Annotated in this window: 26 protein-coding genes; 11 read left to right on the forward strand and 15 right to left on the reverse strand. The window is 64.3% G+C overall.

Annotation, left to right across the window (positions count from 1 at the left end; all coding sequences use genetic code 11):
• Positions 1-6: 6 nt before the first annotated feature.
• The 11 genes from araG to mpl all read right to left on the reverse strand — a co-directional run bounded on the left by araG (position 7) and on the right by mpl (position 12,191).
• Complete coding sequence (gene araG / locus AWB82_RS11805) at positions 7-1,521, reverse strand: L-arabinose ABC transporter ATP-binding protein AraG (RefSeq protein WP_086967318.1); 1,515 nt, start codon at positions 1,519-1,521, stop codon at positions 7-9.
• 67 nt (positions 1,522-1,588) lie between these two features.
• Positions 1,589-2,596: an arabinose ABC transporter substrate-binding protein gene (locus AWB82_RS11810; protein WP_086967319.1), complete on the reverse strand. Its 1,008-nt coding sequence runs from the start codon at positions 2,594-2,596 to the stop codon at positions 1,589-1,591.
• Positions 2,597-2,715: 119 nt separating this feature from the next.
• The gene (locus tag AWB82_RS11815; RefSeq protein ID WP_086967320.1) at positions 2,716-3,492 is read right to left on the reverse strand and encodes an SDR family oxidoreductase; all 777 of its coding nucleotides are present in this window, start codon (positions 3,490-3,492) and stop codon (positions 2,716-2,718) included.
• Positions 3,489-4,166 carry a 2-dehydro-3-deoxy-6-phosphogalactonate aldolase gene (locus tag AWB82_RS11820; RefSeq protein WP_086967321.1) on the reverse strand — a complete coding sequence of 226 codons (678 nt, stop codon included), beginning with the start codon at positions 4,164-4,166 and terminating at the stop codon, positions 3,489-3,491. Before AWB82_RS11820 ends, AWB82_RS11815 begins: the two co-directional genes overlap by 4 nt.
• A gap of 15 nt (positions 4,167-4,181) precedes the next feature.
• Positions 4,182-5,156 (reverse strand): 2-dehydro-3-deoxygalactonokinase, encoded by a 975-nt coding sequence (locus tag AWB82_RS11825; protein WP_086967322.1) that lies wholly within the window; start codon positions 5,154-5,156, stop codon positions 4,182-4,184.
• Positions 5,153-6,103, reverse strand: a complete 951-nt coding sequence (locus AWB82_RS11830) for an IclR family transcriptional regulator (protein ID WP_086967323.1) — start codon at positions 6,101-6,103, stop codon at positions 5,153-5,155. The genes AWB82_RS11825 and AWB82_RS11830 overlap by 4 nt, the downstream gene beginning before the upstream one ends.
• A 366-nt stretch (positions 6,104-6,469) precedes the next feature.
• Positions 6,470-7,231, reverse strand: a complete 762-nt coding sequence (gene mtgA / locus AWB82_RS11835) for a monofunctional biosynthetic peptidoglycan transglycosylase (RefSeq protein WP_200818087.1) — start codon at positions 7,229-7,231, stop codon at positions 6,470-6,472.
• Positions 7,231-8,079 carry a shikimate dehydrogenase gene (gene aroE, locus AWB82_RS11840; RefSeq protein ID WP_086967324.1) on the reverse strand — a complete coding sequence of 283 codons (849 nt, stop codon included), beginning with the start codon at positions 8,077-8,079 and terminating at the stop codon, positions 7,231-7,233. Before aroE ends, mtgA begins: the two co-directional genes overlap by 1 nt.
• Complete coding sequence (locus tag AWB82_RS11845) at positions 8,076-10,130, reverse strand: ribonuclease catalytic domain-containing protein (protein ID WP_086967325.1); 2,055 nt, start codon at positions 10,128-10,130, stop codon at positions 8,076-8,078. Before AWB82_RS11845 ends, aroE begins: the two co-directional genes overlap by 4 nt.
• Positions 10,131-10,200: 70 nt before the next feature.
• Positions 10,201-10,800, reverse strand: coding sequence for a YqiA/YcfP family alpha/beta fold hydrolase (locus tag AWB82_RS11850; RefSeq protein ID WP_086967326.1), 600 nt, complete (start codon positions 10,798-10,800; stop codon positions 10,201-10,203).
• Positions 10,797-12,191, reverse strand: a complete 1,395-nt coding sequence (gene mpl, locus AWB82_RS11855; RefSeq protein WP_086967353.1) for a UDP-N-acetylmuramate:L-alanyl-gamma-D-glutamyl-meso-diaminopimelate ligase — start codon at positions 12,189-12,191, stop codon at positions 10,797-10,799. Before mpl ends, AWB82_RS11850 begins: the two co-directional genes overlap by 4 nt.
• A gap of 201 nt (positions 12,192-12,392) precedes the next feature.
• On the opposite strand from mpl, the gene AWB82_RS11860 reads away from it, so the two are divergent.
• The 10 genes from AWB82_RS11860 to AWB82_RS11900 all read left to right on the forward strand — a co-directional run bounded on the left by AWB82_RS11860 (position 12,393) and on the right by AWB82_RS11900 (position 20,589).
• Entirely contained in the window at positions 12,393-13,040 is a 648-nt protein-coding gene (locus AWB82_RS11860; protein WP_086967327.1) for a UDP-N-acetylmuramate--alanine ligase, read from the forward strand.
• A gap of 18 nt (positions 13,041-13,058) precedes the next feature.
• Entirely contained in the window at positions 13,059-13,598 is a 540-nt protein-coding gene (locus tag AWB82_RS11865; protein ID WP_086967328.1) for a TlpA family protein disulfide reductase, read from the forward strand.
• Between the two features lie 205 nt (positions 13,599-13,803).
• Positions 13,804-14,052, forward strand: coding sequence for a hypothetical protein (locus AWB82_RS37035; RefSeq protein ID WP_143756705.1), 249 nt, complete (start codon positions 13,804-13,806; stop codon positions 14,050-14,052).
• A gap of 74 nt (positions 14,053-14,126) precedes the next feature.
• Positions 14,127-14,600, forward strand: coding sequence for an acetyl-CoA carboxylase biotin carboxyl carrier protein (accB, locus tag AWB82_RS11870; RefSeq protein ID WP_086967329.1), 474 nt, complete (start codon positions 14,127-14,129; stop codon positions 14,598-14,600).
• A 154-nt stretch (positions 14,601-14,754) separates the two neighbouring features.
• Entirely contained in the window at positions 14,755-16,122 is a 1,368-nt protein-coding gene (gene accC, locus AWB82_RS11875; protein ID WP_086967330.1) for an acetyl-CoA carboxylase biotin carboxylase subunit, read from the forward strand.
• A gap of 25 nt (positions 16,123-16,147) precedes the next feature.
• Positions 16,148-17,050, forward strand: coding sequence for a 50S ribosomal protein L11 methyltransferase (prmA, locus tag AWB82_RS11880; RefSeq protein WP_086967331.1), 903 nt, complete (start codon positions 16,148-16,150; stop codon positions 17,048-17,050).
• 50 nt (positions 17,051-17,100) lie between these two features.
• A complete protein-coding gene (locus AWB82_RS11885; RefSeq protein WP_086967332.1) occupies positions 17,101-18,417 on the forward strand; it encodes a zinc-ribbon and DUF3426 domain-containing protein in 1,317 nt (438 codons plus the stop codon).
• Positions 18,418-18,535: 118 nt separating this feature from the next.
• Positions 18,536-19,036 carry a thiol peroxidase gene (tpx, locus tag AWB82_RS11890; RefSeq protein WP_086967333.1) on the forward strand — a complete coding sequence of 167 codons (501 nt, stop codon included), beginning with the start codon at positions 18,536-18,538 and terminating at the stop codon, positions 19,034-19,036.
• Positions 19,037-19,153: 117 nt separating this feature from the next.
• Positions 19,154-20,092 (forward strand): carbohydrate kinase family protein, encoded by a 939-nt coding sequence (locus AWB82_RS11895; protein WP_086967334.1) that lies wholly within the window; start codon positions 19,154-19,156, stop codon positions 20,090-20,092.
• Positions 20,093-20,109: 17 nt separating this feature from the next.
• On the forward strand, positions 20,110-20,589 hold the full coding sequence (locus tag AWB82_RS11900; protein WP_086967335.1) for an outer membrane lipoprotein: 480 nt from the start codon (positions 20,110-20,112) through the stop codon (positions 20,587-20,589).
• Between the two features lie 252 nt (positions 20,590-20,841).
• On the opposite strand, the gene AWB82_RS11905 is transcribed toward AWB82_RS11900, so the two are convergent.
• From AWB82_RS11905 to AWB82_RS11920, 4 genes are all read right to left on the reverse strand, one after another.
• The gene (locus AWB82_RS11905) at positions 20,842-21,552 is read right to left on the reverse strand and encodes a histone H1-like DNA-binding protein (RefSeq protein WP_086967336.1); all 711 of its coding nucleotides are present in this window, start codon (positions 21,550-21,552) and stop codon (positions 20,842-20,844) included.
• 30 nt (positions 21,553-21,582) lie between these two features.
• Positions 21,583-21,912 carry a hypothetical protein gene (locus tag AWB82_RS38260; protein WP_086967337.1) on the reverse strand — a complete coding sequence of 110 codons (330 nt, stop codon included), beginning with the start codon at positions 21,910-21,912 and terminating at the stop codon, positions 21,583-21,585.
• 103 nt (positions 21,913-22,015) lie between these two features.
• The gene (locus AWB82_RS11915) at positions 22,016-23,257 is read right to left on the reverse strand and encodes a ribonucleotide-diphosphate reductase subunit beta (RefSeq protein WP_086967338.1); all 1,242 of its coding nucleotides are present in this window, start codon (positions 23,255-23,257) and stop codon (positions 22,016-22,018) included.
• A gap of 707 nt (positions 23,258-23,964) precedes the next feature.
• Positions 23,965-24,177 carry a DUF3820 family protein gene (locus tag AWB82_RS11920; protein WP_086967339.1) on the reverse strand — a complete coding sequence of 71 codons (213 nt, stop codon included), beginning with the start codon at positions 24,175-24,177 and terminating at the stop codon, positions 23,965-23,967.
• Positions 24,178-24,299: 122 nt separating this feature from the next.
• Between AWB82_RS11920 and AWB82_RS11925 the strand changes: the two genes are divergently transcribed.
• Positions 24,300-25,697, forward strand: coding sequence for an MFS transporter (locus tag AWB82_RS11925; protein ID WP_086967340.1), 1,398 nt, complete (start codon positions 24,300-24,302; stop codon positions 25,695-25,697).
• Positions 25,698-25,764: the final 67 nt, after the last annotated feature.

Consider the following 25,764-nt stretch of genomic DNA (forward strand, 5'->3'; position numbering starts at 1 on the left):
TCGTCTTTACGCCGCCTGCGCGACGGTCTCCGCCTGCGGCAGCGCAAGGCTCAACACTGATTGTTCGCTCGCGTTCTCGCGCAGCAATTCGCCCGCGATACGCCCCTGCCGCATCACGACGATCCGGTCGGACACGCCGAGCACTTCCGGCAACTCCGACGAAATCATCACGATCGCGCAGCCGCGCTCGGCAAGCTGATAGATCACGTTATAGATCTCGTGCTTCGCGCCCACGTCGATGCCGCGCGTCGGCTCGTCGAGAATCACGACCCTGAGGTCCGGCTCCGCGAGCCAGCGCGACAAAATCGCCTTCTGCTGATTGCCGCCCGACAGAAAACGGATGCGCTGCTTGCGACTCGGCGTCTTGATCTTCAGCAACTGGATGAAGCGCTCGGCCGTCTGCGCTTCCTTCTTGCGATCGAGAAACAGCCCGGCTCGCAAATAGTGACGTCGGCACGAAATGTTGATGTTCTCGGCGACCGTCGCCATCGCGACGATGCCTTCTTCCTTGCGATCTTCGGGACACAGCACGATGCCGTGGCGAATCGCCTCGCCGGTGCTGCGCACGCGGATCGCCTGGCCGTCGAGCGTGATGTCGCCGCCCTTCTTCTTGTCCGCGCCGTAGACGAGATGCATCAGTTCGCTGCGTCCCGCGCCGACGAGCCCGAAGAATCCGACGATCTCGCCGCGCTTCACCTCGAAGCTCGCGGGGGCGCTCAATGCGTCGCCATCCACGTTCTTCACGGAGAAGCGCACCTCGCCCAATGCGCGCGCGCGATAGTCATAGATGTCGCTAATCTCGCGGCCGACCATTTCCTGCACGAGCGTGTCGCGCGGCACGTCCGCGAGCGACAGATGCGAGGCAATCTTGCGGCCGTCGCGAAAAATCGTGCACGCGTCGCACAGTTCGTAAATCTCGTCCATGCGATGCGAGATGTAGATCAGCGCGCGGTTGTCCGCCTTGAGATCGCGCACGAGCTTGAAGAGCACTTCCGTCTCGCGATGAGACAGCGAACTCGTCGGTTCGTCCAGCGCGATCACGCGCGCGTTGCGCAAGAGCGCCTTGCAGATTTCGACCATTTGCCGCTGCGCGATCGAGAGCTTGCGCAGCTTCGCGTTCGGATCGAGATCGACGCCCATCGCCGTGAGCCGCTCGCGCACGTGAGCCTTCGCCGCGCGCTTGTTCACCCAGCCGAGCCGGTTCGGCAGCGCGCCGAGCAGCAGATTCTCGGACACGGTCAGATCCGGCACGTACTGCAATTCCTGGTGAATCACCGCGATGCCCGCGGCGATCGAAGCCGCCGCGCTCGCGAAATGCACTTCGTTGTCGTCGATGAGCACGCGCCCCGAATCGGGCTGATACTCGCCGCCGAGAATCTTGAGCAAGGTCGATTTGCCCGCGCCGTTCTCGCCCATCAGGCCGTGAACTTCGCCGGCGTTGACGTCGAACGACACGCCGTCGAGCGCGCGCACGCCTGGAAACACCTTGCCGATATTGTCAAAACGCAGCGTCGCTGACACATCGCCTCCTATTTACGTGCGGACCGCGCCCTACGGCTTTACGTCAGCGCGGCCCGCCGTTGCACTTTTAGTTCGACGCCAGTCCCATCTGCTGGCGAACCGAGGCCACGTTTTCGCGCGTAGCCAGCATGCCGGTCGTGAGCGTGAGCGGCGGCGGCGCCTTGCCGTCCTTGATCCACGCGTACATCAGCTCGGACGTCTCTTCGCCGTGGCGCTTCGGGCTGATGATCACGGTGCCGTAGAAGCCCGTGGGGTTCGGCTTCTTGAACTCGTTCAACGCCGAGTCCGATCCGCCAATGCCGATGCCGATCATGTTGTCCGCCTTGAAGCCGCGGCCTTCCGCTGCGCGCACCGCGCCGAGCACGCCTTCGTCGTTGAGCGCGTAGGCGACCCAGTGCTTGTATTGCGGGTTCTTCGTGAGCGCGATGTTCGCGGCGTTGAACGCGTTCTCGGTGTCGGTCTTCGCCTGCGGCGCGGCGACGATATTCGCCTTCGGGAAACCAGCGGCGACGAGCGCATCGGTCGCGCCGGCGGTGCGGTCATGCGCGGTCGGCAATTGCTCGTAAGTGACGTCGATCGCGCCGACATCCTTCATGTCCCAGCCGCGCTTCTTGATTTCGGCGGCGATGCCGTCGCCCACTTGCTTACCGATGTTGTAGGCGGAAATGCCCATGTGCGGCACGGCTTCGATCGGCTTGCCCGAACCGTCGACGAGGCGGTCGTCCACGGTCATCATCTTGAGCTTGTCGGCCTTCGCCTTCGCGACGATGCCCGGCCCGAGCTTCACGTCCGGCGTGCAGATGATGAAGCCCTGCGCCTTTTGCGCGGCGAGGTTGTCGATCGCGCTCATCACCTTTTCACCCGACGGCGCGCCGATCTTCACGAGCGTGAAGCCCTTCTCCTTGGCGGCCATTTCGGCGAACTTCCATTCGTCCTGGAACCACGGCTCTTCGGGCTGCTTGACGAGGAAGCCGATCTTGACCTCGTCGGCGGCCTGCGCGACCGGCGCCGCGATCATGGACGCGCTCGTTGCCGTGGCGGCGGCGATCAGCGTGAGGAACAGTCTGCGTTTCATTTTTTGTCTCCCGACTTTTTCCGATGTCGAAAATGCCCGCGCGCGGGCGCTACGAAGGTGTGTGGCCGTGTTTAGTTATGGTGATGCCGCACCGCGGCCAGTGCGTCATTCTTCTCATTTCAGTCGTGGTACAGCGCGCTGCGCCCGCCATCCACCGTGATGCAGCTCGCGTTGATGAACGGCGCCTCGTCCGACGCGAGGAACACCGCCGTCATCGCGACTTCCTGCGGCTCGCCGATGCGCTTCATCGGCTGAAGATCGAGCGTCGCCTGACGCGCGGCTTTCGGGTCGGCTTGCGAATTCCACCAGTCGAGCGTCAGTTGCGTTTCGATGTAACCCGGCGCGATCGCGTTCACGCGCACGTTCTTCGGCGCGTATTCGATGCCGAGCGCGCGCGTCAGGCCGATCACGCCGTGCTTCGCCACCGGATAAGGAAAGCAGCCCGGGATGATCTTGAAAGCGTGCGTCGACGCGATATTCACGATGCTGCCGCGCTCGCGCTCGACCATGCCCGGCAACACCGCGCGGCAACCGTTCCACACGCCGTCGAGATCGACGGCGAAACAGCGGCGCCAGTCGTCGTCGGTCATCGTGAGCGGATCGCAAAATACGTTGATGCCGGCGTTGTTCACGAGCACGTCGAGCGGGCCGAGCGCGGCTTCGGTCCGCGCGACCGACTCCTTCACCGATGCGCTGTGCGTCACGTCGGTTTCGATCGCGATCACGTCCGCGCCGGTTTCCCGCCTGATGCGCTCCGCCGTCGCCGAGGCCGTCGCCACGTCCAGTTCCGCCAGCGCGACGCGTGCGCCCTCGCGCGCGAACGCCAGCGCGATCGCGGCGCCAATGCCGCGTCCCGCGCCCGTGATCATCGCGACTTTGCCGGCGAGACGATTCATTTGACTTCGCCTCGCGCGAGGGCGAGTCCGTCCACGAACGCCTTCGCGTGCCGCGCGGTCGTTTCCGCGCTCTGGCCCGGCCGGTACAGCGCGGAACCGAGACCGAAGCCGTTCGCGCCCGCGCTCAGAAACGGTCCCATGTTGTCCGGCGAGATGCCGCCGACCGGCACGAGCGGCACCTCGTTCGCGATCACCGCGCGCCATGCCTTCGTCACCGTCGGGCCGAGTTGTTCGGCGGGGAACATTTTCAGCACGTCCGCGCCGTTCTTCAGCGCGAGAAACGCCTCGTTCGGCGTCGCGACGCCCGGCGCGCATGCGAGACCGTGCGCCTTCGCGGCGCGCACGACGTCGGCGTCGCTGTGCGGCATCACGATGAGTTCGCCGCCCGCTGCCTTCACGCTGTCGACGTAACTCGGATGCAGCACCGTTCCCGCGCCGACGATCGCATCGCCGGGCAGCGCCTGACGGATCGCCGCGATGCTGTCGAACGGCTGCGGCGAATTCAGCGGCACTTCGACGATGCGAAAGCCCGCTTCGTAGAGCGCGCGGGCATGATCGGCGGCGTCGGCGGGCGTCACGCCACGCAGGATCGCGATCAGCGGACACGCGGCGAACGCCTTCGCGAGACCGGCGTGCATGCCGTAGGGCGCGGGCAGATTGATGGGAGGCTGCATCGTTTTCACTCCTTCTCAGGCGGCGCGCACGGCGGCAACCAGCCCGGCCAGCGCGGCGATTTCATAAAGACCGTGCTCGGTGGCATGCGCGACCGTGGCGGCATCGTGACAACCGAAGCGCGCGAGCGCGGCGCGATAGCGATCGCACAGCGCGTCGTTGCCGATCAGGCGCAGCGTCTTTCCGTCGAGCGCGGATTTTTCGCGCGCGAGCACTTCGTTCAGCCCGCGCAATTCGTGTCCGATCAACAGTCCCGACAAGTAATCCGATTGCTGCTCCGCGCTCAACTCACCCGTCAGGCCGAGCGTGCGCGTGCTGAAGATCGTCGCGAGCACGCCGGGATGACCGGCATCGCGCGCCGTATCGACGCCGCGCAGAAACGCGGGTTCGTCGTGCGTCGCGGCGGGGTGCATCGTGCGGCCGAGAATCGTGTGATCGCGCAGCGCGCCGAAGGTCTCGCCCGTCATGAAGGTGTAGAAGCGCTCGATGCGCTCATTGGCGACGAACGCCCATTTCGCGTGCGTGCCGGGTAGCCCGATCAGCGCGCCGCCCGCGTTTCCGAGCGACGGCTCGCTCGCCAGCGCGCCGAAGATCTGCGTTTCCTCGCCGCGCATCACGTTGGGCAACACACCGCGCTCCAGCACGCCCGGCACGACATGCAGCGTGACGCCGCGCGCCGTCTTCACCTTGACGATGCCCGCGACGAGCGCATCGGCGTTCGCCGGCGTTTCGACATACGGCGCTTCCACCCAGCCCTGCGCGCTGCCAACCATGCCCGCCGCGATGACGGGCAGTTGCGCGTGCGCGTCGAGCCATGCGCCGCAGGTTTGCTCGAACGCCTGATCGAAGCCGCCCGCGGGCAGATTCATGATGCCCGCCGACGACGCGCGCGTGTCGAGCGCGAGACCATCGGCGCCGAGCAGATAGGCGCGCAGCGAGGTCGTGCCCCAGTCGAGCGCGATGAGCGCGGGCGTGGAAACAGATGCGCTCATCGCTTGATCCTGCGAGCGGCCTGCGGCGCGCGCCAGCCGAGTTCCTCGGAGATCGCGTGCGCCTCGCGCTGCACGACCGGGATCAGCTCTTCCATGCGCTCGTGCGGCATATAGGGAATCGTGCTCGCCACCGACAACGCCGCGACGATCGCGCCCGACGCATCGCGCACCGGCGCGGCGACGCAGCGGATCGACGCCTCGTTCTCTTCGAGATCGAACGTGAAGCCGCCTTGCGAATAGCGCGTCATCCGCTGCAGGAACGTGTCGAAATCGGGGCGGTTGTCGGGCTTGAAGCTCGTTCTCGCGAGCACGCGATGCGACGCTTCGAGCAGCTTCCTCCACGCGTTCGCTTCGAGGTCGAGCATCATCGCCTTGCCGATTCCTGTCGATGCGAGCGGCATGCGGTGCCCGACGCGCGAGCGCATCTCCAGGCCGCGCGTGCCGGGAATCTTGTCGATGTAGAGAACGTCGTCGCCGTCGCGCACGCCGAGGTGAATCGTGTCGTGCGTATGCTCGGCGAGCGCCTGCAGATGCGCTCGCGCGACGGCCGTGAGCGGCATCTGTTCGAGCGCGATCGTGCCCAGTTCGATGAGCTTCGGTCCGAGCAGATAGCCGCCCTGCACCTGACGCAGATAGCGCGCCTGCACGAGCGAACTCACGAGCCGATGCGTCGTGCTGCGCGTCGTGCCGAGCGCCGCGCCGAACGCACGCAGATCGCGCGCGCCGTTCGCGGCGGCTTCGAGAATCGCGAGGCCGCGCAGCAGTGTCTGCGTGCCGGCCTGCTGCGGCGTGATATCGACGAGCGCGCTCGGCAGTGCGATCGCATCGGGATCGGGCGCGTGCTTCGTGCCGCTCGCGCCGTTCGGCTTTGCGCGCGAGCCGCTCGCGGGCGCGGATTGCGCTTCTGCGGCGTCGGCGTCGGCTTCGGAGTTCTGGAATTTGGTCATGGCGCGTGTCTCTCGTCGATCACGATGCGCGTCGGACGGCGCACGCGGGCGCGTCCCCGATTGAACGGGCGTGCGGATAGTGCGAACCGTGCGAGTCGTGCAGGAAGGCCCGCGAGCGCGGGCGTGCGATCGAATGCATGACGTGTCTCCATCGTTCTGGTCGTGCGCGCCGGATGTTGCTCCGGTCGTCGCCCGCGTGTGCCGTTTCAGGCTTTGGTCGGATTGTAGTTCCGGCATCTCGATTTATTCAATATGTGATCGTCATGCTCACATAATGGGAGCAAAGCTTGCAACCGAAAGCTTTTTTAAAACAAAAAAGCCCTGAATAATCAGGGCCTTGCATTGTTTACTGCGGCTAACTAAATTTCATTGAGGCAGTTCGGCCGCTCCCATCCGCCGCGCGATGACGCCTGCGCGCTGCGACAAATACGGCGCGTTGCGATGGTCGTCGAAATACTTGGGACGCGGCAACATTACCGCGAGACGCGCGCTTTGCCCGGCTGTGAGTTTCGCCGCGGAAGTCTTGTAGTAATACTGCGCCGCCGCTTCCGCGCCGTACACGCCGTTGCCCCACTCGACCGAATTCAGATAGACCTCGAAGATGCGTTCCTTGGTCCACCAGAATTCGAGCATCCAGGTGATGATCAGCTCCTGCGCCTTGCGCACATAGCTCTTTTCACGCGACAGAAACAGATTGCGCGCGAGTTGCTGCGAGATGGTCGAGCCGCCCCCGACGATTTTCCCGCGCGCCTTGTTCTTCTCCCACGCCTGAAGAATGGCGTCGGTTTCGTAGCCGTTGTTGTTGACGAAATTCGCGTCTTCCGAAGCGATGATCGCGCGCTTCAGATTGCGCGAAATCTGGTCGTACGGCAACCAGGTGCGCCGCAGCGAAATACCCGGATGCGTTTTAGCGAGCGTCCACGCGTCGGCGCGCATGAAGGCGGTCGGGCCGGGATTCACGATCGTCCAGATACCGATCTGCGCGAAGAACCAGATTTGCGTCGCGATGAACGCGATGCCGAGCACCGACACGCCATACGCGATCCAGCGCGCCGGCCCGAGGCGCACCGCGCGCCGCGCGCGTGGCGCACCCGAAGGCGTGTGGCTGCCGAGCGGCGCGGTCGTCATCAGGTTTTGGCTGCGAGCGTCGCGCGCAATTCGCGCAGCACCGCGCCGCCGTCGGGGCGCACGCCGCGCCAGATGAAGAACGATTCGGCGGCCTGCTCGACCAGCATGCCGAGGCCATCCGACGCGCGCGCGCCGAGCTTCGACGCGTGCTGCATGAAAACGGTCGGCTGCGCGCCGTACATCATGTCGTAGGCGAGCGTGCCCGCGCCGAACGCGCTGTCGTCGCAATCGGGCAAGGCGGCGTCGAGGCTGCCCGCAGTCGCGTTGACGATCACATCGTACTGGCCCGCTTCCGCGCTTTGCGCGCCGCCGCCCGAGAAACGCACGCCGCAGTCGGACGCGTTCTGCGCGAACTGATCGACGAGTTGAAGCGCCTTCGCCGCCGTGCGGTTGACGATGGTGAGCGCAGCCGGCGCGCGATCGAAGATCGGCAGCACGACGCCGCGCGCCGCTCCCCCGGCGCCGAGCAGCAGAATGCGCGCGCCCTTCAGACTCACGCCGAGATTCACTTCGATGTCGCGCACGAGGCCGACGCCGTCGGTGTTGTCGCCGCGCACGCCGTCCGGCCCGAAGGCCAGCGTGTTCACCGCGCCCGCCGCTGCCGCGCGCGGCGAGAGCGAATCGGCAAGTGCGTGCGCTTCGAGCTTGAACGGCACGGTGACGTTCATGCCGCGTCCGCCCGACGCGACGAAGTTCTTCACCTCGCGCGTGAAGCCGTCTAGCGGCCCGAGAATGCGGCCATATTCGATCGGCTCGCCGGTCTGCTCGGCGAACTTCGCGTGAATCCACGGCGATTTGCTGTGCTCGACCGGATTGCCGATCACCGCGTATCGATCTTTCTGGCTCATGATCCGGTCGGCTCGGTGGATTGCTGCGCGTCGTCGGGCGGCGCAGGCTGGGGCGCTTCGGCCTGCGCTTCGGCTTCGCTTTCGGCGGAGAGATCGGTCGTCTCGATGATCTCTTCTTCCGCCTCTTCTTCCTCGACCGGCGCGCTCGCGGATGGCGCATCGATCACGTGCAGCAGACGGCACGACGCCTCGACGGTGAGTTCGTCGGTCGACACGACTTCCAGCATCACGCGCGTGCCGCGCGCATGCACGCCGAGGCCGGGCACGTGCAGGATCAGCGGAATTTCTTCGAGACGCACGAGGTCGTCCTTGATGACCGAAGCCGGAACGTGCCGCCGGTTTTCCTGCTTGAGCCAGCGCAGACACCAGAAATATTCCATGCGGCGCTGATGATCGGCATAGGCGGTGTACGTGTCGTCGAAGCCCTGCACGACGGCGAAAAGATCCGCGTCCTTCGGCTTGAACGGCGCGGCGAGCTTCGCCGTCACGCCATGTTGCACGCACGCGATCAGTTGCCATTGATTGACGAGATCGACATAACGGCGCAGCGGCGACGTGCTCCACGCATATTGCGCGACGCCGAGGCCTTCGTGCGGCGCGGGCGTCGTCTGCATGCGCGTGCGCTTGGGTCCCGGACCGCCGAAACCGCGCTGCGAGCGATAGATGCCCGGCACGCCATGATCGTTGAGGAACGCGCCCCACGACGAATTGGCGAGAATCGCGAGTTCCGCGACGATCAGATCGAGCGGCGAACCGCGACGGCGCGGCGTGATCGTGATGTGCTCGCCTTCGACATAAAAGTTGAAGTCGTTGTTGCGCTGCACTTCACGCCGGAGACCGTAAGTCGCGCGCGCCTGCTGACGCTTTTCGAAGAGCGCCTGCGCGAGCGGCCACAGCACGGCGATGTCCGCCTTGTGCGGATACTCGCCCGTGCCGGCCGCGAGCGTTTCCTCGGTGACGTGCTCGTCGAGATGGTTGTGGCGCAGGTTGCTCTTCACGAACACGCGTTCGGCGCGCGTTTCGGTGGCAACGATGTCCTGCGTCTCGCGATCCACGATGATGTACAGCGACAGCGCCGGACGCAGCCCGCCCTCGCCGAGCGTGAACACGTCGACGACGTTGTCGGGCAGCATCGTGATTTTGTCGCCGGGCATGTAGACCGTGGACAGACGCCCGCGCGCGATCGCGTCGATCGTGTCGCCGCGCGTGATGCCGAGCGCCGGCGCCGCGATGTGGATGCCCACGCGCACGCGGCCATCGGAAAGATGCTCGACGGAGAAGGCATCGTCGATTTCGGTCGTGGTGACGTCGTCGATGGAAAACGCTTCGACGTTCGCTTCCGGCAAATCCTCGGGCAGCGGCGTCGGCTGCACCGACGGAAAGCCGACGCCGTGCGGGAAAAACTCCGACAGAAACTTCGCTTCATGCAACTGGCGCGGCGACGCGATGCCGCCGCATTCGAGCATCAGGCGCGCCTGCGAGATGCCGCGCGCGGCCGCCGCCGCTTCGAGCGCCTTGTACTCGATCGAATTCTTGTCCGGTTTCGTGAGCAGGCCGATCGCACGGTCCTTGAGCGCGTCCGGCAGTTTGCCCGCCTTCAGTTCCTCTTCGTAACCTTGCTGCACGAGCGCCTGCTGACGCTTGCGTTCGAGCGACGCGAGCGCCATCTGCAGTTGCTCCTGCGGCGCGCGCTGATACTGGCCGCGGCCCTTGCGCCGGAAATAGACCGGCGCGCCGTGCATGCGCAGGACGAGCGCCGCGCGTTCGGTAGGTCCGAACTTGTCGCCGAAATAATCCGAGCCGAGCGCGGCGAACGGGAATTCCTCGTCGGGCGCGCATTCCCACAGGAAGTCGAGATCGATCTCCTGCGCGATCGCGTCGGCCTCCTGCATCAGGTCGCCGGCCGCGGGCTTCTCGAACTCGATCAGCACGTCTTTCGCGCGCACTTTCGCACGCCGGCCGCCCGGCAACTCGACCTGGAACGCGTCGCCTTGTTTCGACAACACCGATCCGGCCTTGAAACTACCCGATTCCTCGAAGAAAACGTTCACTCAATACTCTCGTAAAACGGTGGACCGGGCCGCGCTTTTACGCCATTCGCGCGCCGGTAAATGAATGGGCTCAGGCGGCCGCGGTTGCGCGCACGGCTGGCGGCGCCTGGTCGCAGAACGCGATGACATCGGCGAGATAGTTCGGGAAGTCGCTGATCGCGTGATCGCCGCCCTGAATCAGCGTGGTTCGCACGCCGGGATAATGGTCGAGCATCGTGCGGTAATCGAGCACTTCGTCGCCCGTCGCCGCGATCAGATAGTAGCGCTCGGGCCGCGTGATCGACGCGACCGCGAGCGCGCGCAGTTCGTCAAGATGACGCGGCAATACGGTGATCGTGCCGCCGCCATGCCACAGCGGCTGTTCGCCGAGAAAATGGCTCAGATCGCGCTGCGGCACGACCGCCGGATTGAGCAGCACGGCGCGCCAGCCGTGTTTCTCCGCGAGATACGTTGCATAGTAGCCGCCGAGCGAACTGCCGACGACGGTCACATCGCTCGTCTTCGCATTCGCTGCGAGCGATTCCGCCAGCGCGACGGCATCGCACGGCGACACCGGCAGCGGCGGGCACTGCCATTCGCCGAGCCTTCCGAGTTCCGCGAGACGCGCGTGCATCACGCGCGCCTTGAACGATTGGGGCGACGAGCGAAAGCCGTGCAGATAGAGAATCACGAATGTCCTCCTGCGCCACGCGCACCGAGCGCGTCGAGCAGTTTCTGATGGACGCCGCCGAAGCCGCCGTTGCTCATCACGAGCACGTGGTCGCCGGGGCGCGCGGCGGCCGCGACCGCCTTCACCAAAGGTTCGATCTCGTCGAATGCCCGCGCCTTGTCGCCGAGCGGGGACAGCGCCCCGGCGAGATCCCAGCCGAGCTTGTCGCGGCCTTCGCGCGCGCCGTAGCCGAAGACGAGATCCGCGCCCGCGAGACTCGCGGGCAACTGCGCCTTCATCGTGCCGAGTTTCATGGTGTTGGAGCGCGGCTCCAGCACGGCGAGGATGCGCGCGTCGCCGATGCGCGTGCGCAGTCCCGCGACAGTCGTGTCGATCGCGGTCGGGTGATGCGCGAAGTCGTCGTAGACGGTAACGCCGTCGACGCTGCCCTTCACTTCCATGCGCCGCTTGACGTTGCGAAAGCCCGCGAGCGACTTCACCGATTGCGCCGCCGGCACGCCCACCGAGCGCGCCGCCGCGATCGCCGCAAGCGCGTTCATGCGATTGTGCTCGCCCTGCACCTGCCAATCGACGATGCCCTGACGCTCGCCTTCCCAATACACGGCGAACTGCTCGTCGACGGTCGCGCCCTGCTCGGCAGGCAACGCCTGCCATCCGCCTTCGACACCGAAGCGCTCGACGCCCGACCAGCAGCCGCGCGTAAGCACGCGTTCCAGCGCCGCCTCGCGCCCGTTCGTGACGATGCGGCCGACGCCCGGCACCGTGCGCACGAGGTGGTGAAATTGCGTTTCGATCGCGGCGAGATCGGGGAAGATATCGGCGTGATCGAATTCGAGATTGTTGAGCACCGCCGTGCGCGGGCGGTAATGAACGAACTTCGAGCGCTTGTCAAAAAACGCGGTGTCGTATTCGTCGGCTTCGATGACGAAGAAGCTCGAATCGGTCAGGCGCGCCGAAATGCCGAAATTGAGCGGCACGCCGCCGATCAGAAAGCCCGGGTTCATTCCCGCGTCTTCAAGCAACCACGCCAGCATGGAACTCGTCGTGGTCTTGCCGTGCGTGCCGGCCACCGCGAGCACCCACTTGCCGCTCAGCACGTGCTCGCCGAGCCACTGCGGGCCGGAGGTGTAGGGCAGGCCGCGATCGAGAATGGCTTCCATGAGCGGATTGCCGCGCTTCACCACGTTGCCGATGACGAACAAATCCGGTTCCAGCGCCAGTTGCTCGACGCCGAAACCTTCGATCAGTTCGATACCTTGCGCTTCGAGCTGCGTGCTCATCGGCGGGTAGACGCCGGCGTCGCAGCCGGTGACCTTGTGGCCCGCCTCGCGCGCCAGGACGGCGAGTCCGCCCATGAAGGTGCCGCAGATGCCGAGGATGTGGATGTGCATAAACCGTGTCGCGCCGCGCGGGCGATTGAGATGCGAAAACAGGATTGGCGCCATACGGGTGAACCTGAGGGCAAACCCGTGCAGAAAGGCGCCTGAAGGCGCATATTGTAACCGAGCGGGCTATGCGTCCTTTGGCCGCTGCGAGTCCGCTGTCCAGAGCCCGTAAAAGGGCCGCTCAAGCTTATCTAGTATCATTCCGGCATGGTTCGCAAATCACATTTCGATCCGCAGCGCGTGCGCGAGGAAATCGCGATTGCCGCCGCGAGGATGATCGCCGAAGACGGCCTCGACTATTCCACGGCCAAGCGCAAGGCCGCGCGGCAGGTCGTCGGCGAGACGAAAATCGGCGGCGAGTTCTTGCCCGATAACGACCAGATCGAAGAGGAAATCCGCGAGTATCAGGCGATTTTCCAGAGCGACAGCCAGCCAGCCGTGTTGCGCCGCATGCGCGAGGTCGCGCTCGACTGGATGGAGCGGCTGAAGCCCTTCGATCCGTATCTGACGGGCGCGGTGCTCAACGGCACGGCGGGCGAGCACTCCGATATCCATCTGCAATGCTTCTGCGACAATCCGAAGGAAGTCGCGATTTATCTGCTGAATGCGAACGTGCAATACGACGTGTCGGAGACCCGGCATTTCGCCGGACGCGGCTACGTCGAAACGCTGAGTTTTCTGCACCGCGCGCGCAACGAGGAGCCGACCGGCGTGCATATCGCGCTTTACGGGCCGGACGATCTGCGCGGCGCCGTGCGCGCGGACAACCGTGGACGCCCCGCACGCGTGAACGCGGCGGCCGTGCGCACGTTGCTCGATCATCCCGATGCTCCGCCGCTCGAAATCGGCGGCTGATCTTTCTTCCGGACGCTCATGAAAAGCACACGCATTCTGGCGGCCCTCGCGGTCGCAGTCGCCGCGACCGTCGGCGGCTTCTACGCGGGCCATTTGTTTTCCGGCGGCGATACCGCGGCCGCGACGCAGGCGAGCGGCAACGCCGTCGATCAACTCTGGAAAGCGACACCACCTGGCGCCTCGGGCACCTCGCAACCGCTCGCGGCGTTCAAGGGCAAGCCGGTCGTCGTGAACTTCTGGGCGTCGTGGTGCGGACCGTGCGTGAAGGAAATGCCGACGCTCTCAGCCATGCAGCGCGAGTATGAGAAGAAAGGCATCACGTTCATCGGGCTCGGCGTCGATAGCGAAAAAAACGTCAACGACTTCCTGAAAAAGGTGCCGGTTGCCTATCCGGTCTATGTCACCGGCTTCGGCGGCGCGGATCTTGCACGTAGCTTCGGCAACAATGCGGGCGGCTTGCCGTTCACCGTCGTAATCGACGCAAACGGGAAGGTTCGCTCGACAAAGCTCGGGGAAGTCGACCCGGCCGAGTTGAAACATACGCTCGACAGCCTGTAAAAATTCGCTGCGAGTACACCGCGCTTTGGGCTCATTAAGCTGCGATTTAGCAGGAAGTACCGCGATTTTGCGTGAAATTGGGCTTGTCGCACAGCGCGCCGCGATAATTTGTCCCGCCGTTTCAAATGGGCTTGCACGGTAAAACTAGACAAAATTCTCTAAACGGCGCTAAAGTGCGCCCAATTCCGTACAACCCGAAGCGACTATGACAACTCTGCCGGTGCTATGTGGCTCCCTCGTCATCGAGTCCGACATCCGTAGCACGGGTGTCGGCCGGCGCGGGGCATCCGCTGAGCTCATGTGCATGCCGTTCGGGCACGCGTTTCAAAGCGACCACGCCGATGCGTTCGATGCGAACGCTCGCGGCGTGCCGACCGATTCCGCCGCCGTTGTCTGCGTCGGCGCTTTCACGGGCGCGCGAGTCGGCCGGCTGGCCGCGCCGACTTGCGCCTGAGCAGTCAGAACACCCACAAATCAAGTCAAGTGCCGGGAAACCCCGGTCTCCAAGTATTGAAAGGGGATTTTTCGATGGACCTTCGTAAACTGAAAACGCTGATCGACCTCGTCTCGGAATCCGGCATCTCGGAGCTGGAAGTGACGGAAGGCGAAGGCAAGGTTCGCATCGTCAAGAACGCCGCGCCGGTCTACATGCAGGCGCCGCAACAGTACGCGCCGCAAATGCAGGGACCGGCCGCGCCGCATTACGGCGGCGCAGGCGACATGGGCGCGCCCGCAGCAGCCGCGCCCGCGGTCGTCGCACCGCAAGGCCACATCGTGACCTCGCCAATGGTCGGGTCGTTCTACCGCGCGCCGTCGCCGGGCGCGGACCCGTTCATCCAGGTCGGCGATACGGTGAAGGAAGGTCAGACCATCTGCATCATCGAAGCGATGAAGCTCTTGAACGAAATCGAAGCGGACAAGGCCGGCGTCGTGAAGGAAATCCTCGTCGAGAACGGCCAGGCAGTCGAGTACGGCCAGCCGCTCTTCGTGATCGGCGACTAAAGGCGCACCGGGCCGTGCGGCGGATGCGGTCTGCATCGCCGCCGCCCGGCTTCACCGCGCCGGCGCGTTCGGCGGCATCGATCCGTCGAGAAGCGCGCCGCCGATTGGATCCCCGAGGGCCGCTCGCGCGAGCCCGTTGATGAGCCGACCCACTATGTTTGAAAAAATTCTCATTGCGAACCGCGGCGAAATCGCGCTTCGCATCCAGCGCGCGTGCCGCGAACTGGGCGTCAAGACAGTCGTCGTCTATTCGGAAGCCGACAAGGAAGCGAAGTACGTCAAGCTGGCCGACGAAGCCGTCTGCATCGGACCGGCGCCTTCGAATCTCTCCTACCTCAACATGCCGGCGCTCATCAGCGCGGCCGAAGTCACCGACGCCGAAGCCATCCATCCCGGCTACGGCTTTCTCTCCGAGAACGCGGACTTCGCCGAGCGCGTCGAGCAATCGGGCTTCACGTTCATCGGCCCGCGTCCCGAGACCATTCGCCTGATGGGCGACAAGGTCACGGCCAAGCAGACGATGATCAAGACCGGCGTGCCGTGCGTGCCGGGCTCGGAAGGCGCCTTGCCGGACGATCCGCGCGAGATCGTGAAGATTGCGCGCGCGGTCGGCTATCCCGTCATCATCAAGGCTGCGGGCGGCGGCGGCGGCCGCGGCATGCGCGTGGTGCACACAGAAGCGGCGCTCGTCAACGCGGTGAACATGACGCGCGAAGAAGCGGGCCGCGCCTTCGGCAACCCGCAGGTGTACATGGAGAAGTTTCTCGAAAACCCGCGCCACATCGAGATTCAGATTCTGTCGGACTCTTTCCGCAATGCAATCTGGCTCGGCGAGCGCGACTGCTCCATGCAGCGCCGTCACCAGAAGGTGATCGAGGAAGCGCCTGCGCCGGGCATCGCGCGGCGGCTGATCGAGCGCATCGGCGACCGCTGCGCCGACGCCTGCAAGAAGATGGGCTATCTCGGCGCGGGCACGTTCGAGTTCCTGTACGAGAACAACGAGTTCTACTTCATCGAGATGAACACGCGCGTGCAGGTCGAGCATCCGGTTACGGAACTGATCACGGGCGTCGATATCGTGCAGGAGCAGATTCGCATCGCCGCGGGCGAGAAGCTCTCGATCCGCCAGAAAGACATTCAGTTTCGCGGCCACGCGATCGAATGCCGCATCAACGCGGAAGATCCGTTCAAGTTCACGCCGTCGCCGGGACGCATCACGTCGTGGCACGCGGCGGGCGGCCCGGGCATCCGCGTCGATTCGCACGCTTACGCCAACTACTTCGTTCCGCCGAACTACGATTCGATGATCGGCAAGCTGATCGCTTACGGCGCGACGCGCGAACAGGCGATCAATCGCATGCGCATCGCGCTGTCGGAAATGGTCGTGGAAGGCATCTCGACGAACATCCCGCTGCATCGCGAGATGATGATCGACGCCAAGTTCGTCGAAGGCGGCACGAGCATTCACTACCTCGAAAACAAGCTGGCCGCGCGCCAGGCCGCAGTCGCAGAAGAGTCTTGAAGCACGCTTTATTCAGAGAGATAGCATGAGTTACCGGGAACTGATTGCCGAGCTGGATCGCGAGCACGCGGAAGCGCTGTCGGACGCGCTGCTTGAAGTCGGCGCGCTGTCAGTGTCGGTCGAGGACGCGGACGCCGACACGCCCGACGAGCAACCGCTCTTCGGCGAGCCGGGTCTCGTGCCCGAAAAGAGTGCGTGGAACCGCTCGCGGGTCGTCGCGCTGCTCGCCGAAGACGCCGATCCCGACGTGCTGCTCGCTGCGGCCGCGAACGAGATCGGACTCGCGGCGACGCCTTCGTTCACTGTGCGCGGCGTCGAGGACCAGGACTGGGTGCGTCTCACGCAGTCGCAGTTCGATCCGATTTCCATCGGCGAGCGCATCTGGGTCGTGCCTTCGTGGCACGACGCGCCCGATCCGGACGCGCTCGTGCTCGAACTCGATCCGGGGCTCGCGTTCGGCACCGGCAGCCATCCGACCACGCGGCTTTGCATGGAATGGCTGGAGCAATCGGTGAAGCCGGGGCAATCGCTGCTCGATTACGGCTGCGGCTCGGGCATCCTCGCGATTCTCGCGAAGAAGTGCGGCGCGGAACCGGTCGTCGGCATCGACATCGATCCGCAAGCGGTCGAGTCGGCGCGTCAGAACAGCGAGCGCAATCGCGCGGACGTGACCTACGGTTTGCCCGATGCGTGCCCAGCCGGCGAGTTCGATATCGTCGTCGCGAACATCCTCTCGAATCCCCTCAAGCTGATGGCGTCGATGCTCGCCGCAAAGGTGAAGCCGGGCGGCAGAATCGCGCTGTCGGGCGTGCTCGCGCGCCAGGCCGACGAGGTCGCGGCGGTCTATGCCAAGTGGATCGACATCGGCGTCTGGCGCGAGCACGAAGGCTGGGTATGCCTCGCGGGAACGCGGCGCGAAAGCCTTTAGAATAGCGCCATCCTCCACGATCAGGCCGCAAGGCCAACGGCACTTCCTATATGGCGCTGGCAACCCGCTGCCCCCACTGCGACACCGTATTCAAGCTGGACCCGCACTTGCTCGCGCCGCATGACGGCCGCGTGCGCTGCGGCCACTGCCAGGAAGTCTTCGATGCCGCGCATCACCGCTTCGAGCTTCCGGACGAGCCGGCCGCGGCAGGCGTCGCTCAACACGCCGCGATCATCGACGATGATGCCGCCGTCGGTCCCGCGACGAGTTCGGGCGCAGGCCACGTGCCCGACGCCGATGCGCCCACGCATGTCACGGCGCCGCCCGATGCACCGCTCAAGCCGCGTCGGTTCGCACCGCGCAACCTCGATTCCGCCAAGCATGCCGATACGCCGGGCGAGCAGCCACAGGCGGATAGCGAGCGCACGGTCTATGCCGATGCTCCCGCGTTCGCGAACACCTCGGCGCAGCGAACCGCGCCGCCGCGCAGCGAGCCCGGGCAGACCGATGCCGCGAACGAGCCTTCCGCGCTGCCTTCGGAGCCCCCGCGCCTGAAGCAATTCGTCCGCGTCGACGCGACACACTCCAATGCCGCGAATTCCGCGCAAGCCGGCGATCTGCCGCTCGGCGAGCCGCCCGTCGCGCCGCTCGTCGGTCCTGTCGACGAGCGTGCCGAGCCGTTCATCGGACCGGTTCATGAGCCGGACGCGCCGCCCGCGGACGCCGCCCCGGAGCCCGCCGCACCTACCTGGCGCGACGACGCGGAGCCCGGTTTCGGCGCCAAGAAGCCGCCCGCCCCCGCTCGCCGCGTAAGCGCAAACGAAGCGTTTCCGGCCGTCCGCGAGTCGCGGGAGCCGCGTGCGCCGGTGCGTGGCCGCGCCGGCTCGGGAAAGGCCGGGCGCATCGCGGGCATTATCGTCGCCGTGCTGCTGGCGTTGCTGTTGCTCGTGCAGCTGGCGTGGTGGCAGCGCGAAACCGTGATGGTCTTCGTGCCCGGCTCGCACACGCTCTACTCGGGTGTCTGCGAGCAGATCGGCTGCACGCTCTCGCCACCGCGCGACATCGACGGATTGCAGATCGAGAGCTCGGGGCTGCGTCAGGTCGACGGCCCGCACAAGCTCGAACTGAAGCTCTCGCTGCGCAACCGCATGGACGTCGCGCTCGCGTATCCGGCGCTCGAACTCACGCTGCTCGACGACAAGAACAACGTGGCGATCCGGCGCGTGCTCTGGCCGCAGGATTACGCGCGACCGGGTACGATATTCGCCGTCGGCCTCGCGCCGCAAAGCGCGCAACCGGTCATCGTCCGGCTGGATACGGGCGACGCGGTGGCCGCCAATTATCGGGTTCAGGTCTTTTACCCGTGATGACGGGCAGGCGCGCGAACGCCGCCTGCCCCGGTTCCACACGACGCGCGTCACGGCCCTCGCGGTTCACCCACGCGCGATTTTCCCGTCAGCATCTGACAATTCTCTGGAGCGCAACATGAGTCAAGTTACCCTCGGCGGCAACCCCATCGACGTCAGCGGCACGTTCCCGGGCGCGGGCCAGCAGGCGCCCGAATTCACGCTCGTCGGCGCGGATCTCGGCGACGTCAAGCTCGCGAACTTCGCGGGCAAGCGCAAGGTGCTGAACATCGTGCCGAGTCTCGACACGCCGACCTGCGCCACCTCGACGCGCAAGTTCAACGAAGCGGCCGCGGGCCTGAGCGATACGGTCGTCGTCGTGATTTCGGGCGATCTGCCGTTCGCCGCCAAGCGCTTCTGCACGACCGAAGGCATCGACAATGTCGTGACGGCATCGACGTTTCGCGGCCACGAATTCGCGCAGGCATACGGCGTCGACGTGACGAGCGGCCCGCTCAAAGGCCTGACCGCGCGCGCGGTCGTCGTGCTCGACCAGAACGACAAAGTGCTGCATTCGGAACTCGTGTCCGAGATCAAGGAGGAACCGAACTACGACGCAGCGCTCGCCGCGTTGAAGTAATCGTCGCGCCGGACCGCTTCCGACCGGAGCGGTCCGCGCATACGAGGCGCGGTGAACGCTCGCCGCGCGCCGTATGCGCATTTTTCTCCTCGGCCCCTATCTATAAGGACGTTCGCCTTGGCTACGCTTATCTGCGGCTCGCTCGCCTACGACAACATCATGACCTTCCAGGGCCGCTTCGGCGACCACATCCTGCCGGATCAGGTACACATGCTGAACATCAGCTTCCTGGTCCCGACGATGCGGCGCAACTTCGGCGGCTGCGCGGGCAACATCGCGTATGCGCTGAAGCTGCTCGGCGGCGACCCGAAGATCATGGCGACGCTCGGCGCGGCCGATTCGCAGCTCTACACGGACCGGCTCGACGCGCTCGGTTTGTCGAAGGAATACGTGCGCGTGCTGCCGGATCAACACTCGGCGCAGTGCTTCATCACGACCGATCTCGCGAACAACCAGATCACCGCGTTCCACCCCGGCGCGATGATGGAGTCGCATCTGAACCGCGCCGACGAAGCGCAGGGCGTCTCGCTCGGCATCGTCGCGCCCGACGGCGCCCAAGGCATGCGCGAGCACGCCGAAGGCTTGGCGCGCGCGGGCGTGCCGTTCGTGTTCGATCCGGGTCAGGGATTGCCTATCCTTGAAGGCGTGGAACTTTGTCGCATGATTGAACTCGCCACCTACGTGGCGGTCAACGATTACGAAGCCAAGTTGTTGAGTAGCAAGACCGGCTGGTCGATCGAAGACATCAAGAGCCGCGTCGACGCCCTCGTGGTGACGCGTGGCGAACACGGCGCGCAGATCTATCATCGAGATGGCGTGGCCGACATTCCTGTCGTGCAGGCGCGCCAGGTGGTCGACCCGACCGGTTGCGGCGACGCATTCCGGGGCGGCCTGTTGTACGGCATCGAGAACAAGCTTGGCTGGGAAAAAACGGGTCGTCTCGCAAGTCTGATGGGTTCGCTGAAAATCGAACATCAGGGCCCGCAAACCTACGCGCCGACGCGCGCCGAAATTGAAGAGCGTTTCAAGCAGGCCTTCGGAAGCAGCCTGTTCTGAATGATTGGAGTGAAGGAATGAAAATGGTAAGTCGTATCGCGCTGGCAATGGCGCTCGTCGGCTCGGTGGCGATGACGGGCTGCGCCTACAACAGCAGCTCGTCTGACGTCTACACGGCGTCGCAGGCGCAGCGCGAAGAAACGGTGCGCCTGGCGACCGTCGAAAGCGTGCGCGGCGTGAAGATCAGTTCGAACAACGGCCAGCCTACGGGTCTCGGCACGATCGGCGGCGGTGCGCTCGGCGGCGTGGCGGCGGCGAGCGCGATCGGCGGCGGCAATGGCTCGATCATCGCGGGCATCATCGGCGGGCTGGCTGGCGCTGTCGCGGGCAACGCAGTCGAGAATAGCGTCGCGATGAAGAACGGTCTCGAAATCACGGTACGTCTCGATAACGGCGACCTGCGCGCAATCACGCAGACCGCGAACGGCGAAGTGTTCCAGGCGGGCGAGCGCGTGCGTCTGTTGTCGAGCGGCGGCGTCACGCGCGTCACTCACTGAACCTGAAGCATTCAGCGGAGGAATAGCGCCGCAAAGCTGAAGCGCTATCCCTATCCTGCACGAGCGCATACATCGAAAGATGCATGCGCTTTTTCTTTGGGCCCTGCATCGAGCAACGAGCGTGAGATGAAATTCGTTCGCCGAAACGAAAAACCCGCCGCCAGGTTCCCCCGGCGGCGGGTTCAGGCCGGGTAGGCCTACCCGGACTAAGGGCACAGCGCACTGTGCCTGGGTGCTGCCTACTGCGAGAGCTTACGGACGGCTGCCCGTCGGGAACGGCCATGCCGCCGCCGGGTTCAACGCCGTCTTGACCGCAGCGGCCGGAGCCGGAGCAGGTGCCGATACGGTCGTTGCCGTCGTTGCAGGAGCGGCAGCCGTAGTCTTCTTCGCAGCAGCGGCCTTCTTGGCCGGAGCCTTTTTCGCGGGGGCCTTCTTCGCAGCAGGAGCAGCGGCAGGCGCAGGCGCAGCGGCTGCGGTCTTCGCAGCAGCCTTTTTCGCAGGAGCCTTCTTCGCTGCGGCCTTCTTCGCAGGCGCCTTTTTCGCAGGAGCCTTCTTCGCCGCGGCCTTCTTCGCAGGCGCCTTCTTCGCTGCGGCCTTCTTCGCAGGCGCCTTCTTGGCTGCAGCCTTCTTCGCCGCTACCTTCTTGGTCGCGACTTTCTTCGCTGCGGCCTTTTTCGCGGGCGCCTTCTTCGCCGCTACTTTCTTCGCAGCAACCTTCTTCGCCGCTACTTTCTTGGCAGCAACTTTCTTGGTCGCGACTTTCTTCGCTGCGACCTTCTTCGTTGCAACCTTCTTCGCTGCTACCTTCTTCGCCGCGACCTTCTTTGCCGCTACTTTCTTCGCTGCAACCTTCTTCACAGCGACCTTCTTGGCGGCAACCTTCTTCGCCGGAGCAGCCTTCTTCGCGGGGACTTTCTTCGCTGCAGCCTTCTTGGCGGCGGGTTTTTTCTTGGCAACTGCCATGGTTTTTCTCCTTCAGGTTTCAGATGAGAGTCAGTTCAAACAACACCCTTCGTCAAAACCCGCTTCCCGCGTGTCGCCTTCTCGATAACGCACGCTACGAAGCGGATTATTCATCGGCGTACGCTGATCCCACCTGCTTACGCTAATGAATACGGCAAGGCGCGCCGTGCCCCGAGGCACCGCGCGCCAAATTGAGTCAGCACCGCATCTTCGCGGCGCCGGCCATCGCTTGATCGAGCCAGCGAGCATGCCGCTGGCATTTTCCGGGGGGAAGTTTGCCCATCCCTTTTCAGGGAGCGCAAAACGCCTGTCTTCTATTCGGACCACATGGCCCGCCAAGTCAGTAGGCGCACTTTGCATCAGGCGACCGTTCTCCTAAACCTTGTCGGCCGGGCGCGCGTGAGCGACACGCTGCTGCCCGTCCATCCCATCGATTTCGTCTGCAACACGTCCTGGATTTTTATTATTCCCAGGTGAGCGCGCCGCCGGTTTGATACTCAATCACGCGTGTCTCGAAGAAGTTGCGTTCCTTCTTCAAGTCGATCATTTCGCTCATCCACGGGAACGGGTTTTCCTCGTTCGGGTAGAGCGGGTCCAGTCCGATCTGCTGGCAACGCCGGTTGCAGATGAACCGAAGGTAGCTCTTGAACATCGACGCGTTCAGGCCGAGAACCCCGCGCGGCATGGTGTCTTCAGCGTAACGATATTCAAGTTCGACAGCCTGCTTGAAGAGCTCGCGAATCTCGGCCTTGAACTCGGCCGTCCAGAGTTGCGGCTCTTCCAGCTTGATCTGGTTGATGAGGTCGATGCCGAAATTGCAGTGCATCGATTCATCGCGGAGGATGTACTGATATTGCTCGGCCGCGCCCGTCATCTTGTTCTGACGACCCAGCGCCAGAATCTGCGTGAAGCCTACATAGAAGAACAGCCCTTCCATGATGCAGGCAAACACGATCAGCGACTTCAGCAATTTCTGGTCCGCTTCCAGCGTGCCAGTGGTGAAGGCCGGATCGGTCAGCGTCTGGATGAACGGAATGAGGAACTCGTCCTTGTCACGGATCGACTTGACCTCGTGATACGCGTTGAAGATCTCGCTTTCATCGAGGCCCAGCGATTCGACGATGTACTGGTACGCGTGCGTGTGGATCGCCTCTTCGAACGCCTGGCGCAGCAGGAACTGGCGGCACTCCGGAGCGGTGATGTGACGGTACGTGCCGAGCACGATGTTGTTCGCGGCGAGCGAGTCGGCCGTGACGAAGAAGCCGAGGTTGCGCTTGACGACGCGGCGCTCGTCGTCCGAGAGACCGTTCGGGTCTTTCCACAGGGCGATGTCGCGCGACATGTTCACTTCCTGCGGCATCCAGTGGTTCGCGCAGCCGGCGAGGTATTTCTCCCACGCCCACTTGTACTTGAACGGGACCAGCTGATTGACGTCGGTCTTGCCGTTGATGATGCGCTTGTCGGCGACATTGACGCGCGCTTCGCTCGGAGCGGCGATCGCGCCGGCGGAGGGCATGGCGGCTGCGGGCGGAACGAAACCATCGGAGAAGATGTTATCCGCCTGAGCAGTCTGATGGGCAGCTTGGAGAGCCGCAGCTTGCGCTGCCTGCGTACCGAAAGTCGTGCCTTGGGCGTTACGCAACGGGTTCTGTTGCGGAGCGCTCGAGGGAGCTACGGCAGTGGTCTCGTCATCCCAGTTGAGCATAAATTCTCACCATCAATTTAGATCGGTTTGTACCATCTTTTCATGAGCGATAAAAGAGTTTGCTCATGAAAATTCTCGTTTTCATGCGATTTAGATTCGACGTTGCTACCTGCATACAACACTTGGCTCGAAGCTGTGTGTGTGAAGCTCGAAGCGACATCTCTTGAATCGAGTGTGAAGCGGTCCTGATCGAGTGACCTTCAAGACATCGCAGCGTGCTCTCGCGTAACTTCATCGCTGCTCTGGAAGCCTTGTTGCATAAGCCTTTGCGGACGATGCTCCGGGCACGATGCGAAGCGCCCCGCGCTTCATTGCGAACATCGGCTCGATGCTGTGCCGCGAAGCGCGAAGGCATCGAAGCGTGACTCGCTTCGATCATCGATCGATGTCTCTCGTCGACCACGCGATGCGATGCAAAACATGTGTCGAAAATCGATGAACGCGCGCTCGACTTTGCCACCTTCACTCGCTCGTCTTCGATGCGCTTCGATGTGTGTGATCGAACGCACTTTGCATCGCTCGATACACGCTGACGCAAGCATATCGATGGACCTTTAAAGCCTGCTACGCGCGTCGAATTCGTTGCCGAAGTCTAGCATTTGACGCCTCGTATTTCCACAATATATTGTGCTTGCAAATCTCGCCGATACAACCTATAGCGTGCTTACGCGGCGATCCGTCTCACTCGAAAAGACCTCGTGCGAACCTCATCGGCCTCGCAACGGATCGAGCAGCGAGCGCAGATTGTTGTGATCGATCTCGTGCATCAACGCGAGCAGACTGCCGAGTTTCCCCTCTGGAAAACCCTCACGCGCGAACCACGCGAGATAGTGACCGGGCAGATCCGCGATGAGTCTGTCCTTGTATTTGCCATAGGGCATGGTCTGCGTGACGAGACGCTGCAGGTCCTGCGGGTCCATCGCTTCTTCACTCCTCGTTCAATGTTGAACGCACCACGCAGCGCGCTTCGATCCTTCAGCGATTGCTGCATATCGGTGCCATAATCGCCGCTCTTGCCGCCAAGAGCCGTTCGCGAATCTCCATGCCGCTCGCCGTCAAAGCTTTCATTGCCCCTCTCATCGTCGCGTGTGCGATGTTCATGGAAAGCGTCGACGCCAACGTCATCGTCACCGCGATTCCTGAAATGGCGCGCGCCTTCGGACGCGATCCCGTCACGCTGAAAGTCGCCGTCACGAGCTACGTGCTCGGACTCGGCGTCTTCATCCCGATCTGCGGATGGGTCGCCGACCGCTTCGGCGCACGCGCCGTGTTCCGCACCGCCATCGGCGTGTTCGTCGTCGGCTCGCTGCTGTGCGCGGCGTCCACATCGCTCGGCCCCTTCACCGTCGCGCGCTTCATCCAGGGCGTCGGCGGCGCGATGATGGTGCCCGTCGGACGCATCATCATCTTTCGTTCGGTGCGCCGCTCGGAGTTCATTCGCGCGATGAACTATCTCTCCGTGCCCGCAATGCTCGGACCCGCGGTCGGGCCGTTGCTCGGCGGCTTCATCACGACCTATCTGCACTGGCGTCTGATCTTCTTCATCAACATTCCGATCGGCATCGCCGGCATCTATCTGACCAACCGTTACATCGCCAACTCGCACGAGGAACATCCGGGCCGGCTCGACTGGTTCGGCTTCTTTCTCTCGGCGGGCGCGGGCGTGCTGCTGTTGCTCGGGCTCTCGCTCGTCGGCGGCGAACTGATTCCGCAAGGCACCGCCTTCGCGATGTGCGCGGCCGGCGCGCTGATGGTCGTGCTGTACTGCATCCACGCGCGCCGCTCAAAGGCGCCGCTGCTCGACCTGCGCTTCTTCCGCGTGCCGACGTTTCAAGCGAGCGTGCTCGGCGGTTCGATGTTTCGCATCGGGCTCGGCGCCGTGCCGTTCCTGCTGCCGCTCGCGCTGCAGGAAGGTCTCGGCATGACCGCGTTCAAGTCCGGCGCGATCACCTGCGCGTCCGCGTTCGGCGGCATGTTCATGCGCTCGCTCGCCTCGCGCGTGCTGCATCGCTTCGGCTTCCGTCAGACGCTCTTCTACAACGCCGCGCTGTCGGGTATCGCAATCGCGGCGTGCGGCTCGTTCTTCCCCCGCACGCCAACCTGGGTGATCTGGGCCGTCGTGCTGCTCGGCGGCTTCTTCCCCGCGTTGCAGTTCACGAGCCTCAACTCGCTCGCGTATGCGGAGATCGAAACACGCGACGTCGGCCGCGCGACCAGTCTCGCGAGCTTCGTGCAGCAGGTGTCGCTCGGTCTCGGCGTGACGGTCGCGGGCATCACGCTCGAACTCTCGCAATATCTGAACGGTCATGCGAGCGTGCAATGGTCCGACTTCTGGCCCGCGTTCGTCGTCGTCGGCATGTTCTCTTTCCTTTCGATGCCGATCACCGCGCGTCTCGCACACGACGCCGGCACCGAAATCTCGCGCGGCTCGCGCGGCTGAAACTCGGCGTCTGTTCACAAAAGGAAGCGGGCCGGCACCGGAGCATCACACCGCTCCGATGCCGGCC

Source organism: Caballeronia glebae (assembly GCF_001545035.1).
Classification (GTDB): Bacteria; Pseudomonadota; Gammaproteobacteria; order Burkholderiales; family Burkholderiaceae; genus Caballeronia; species Caballeronia glebae.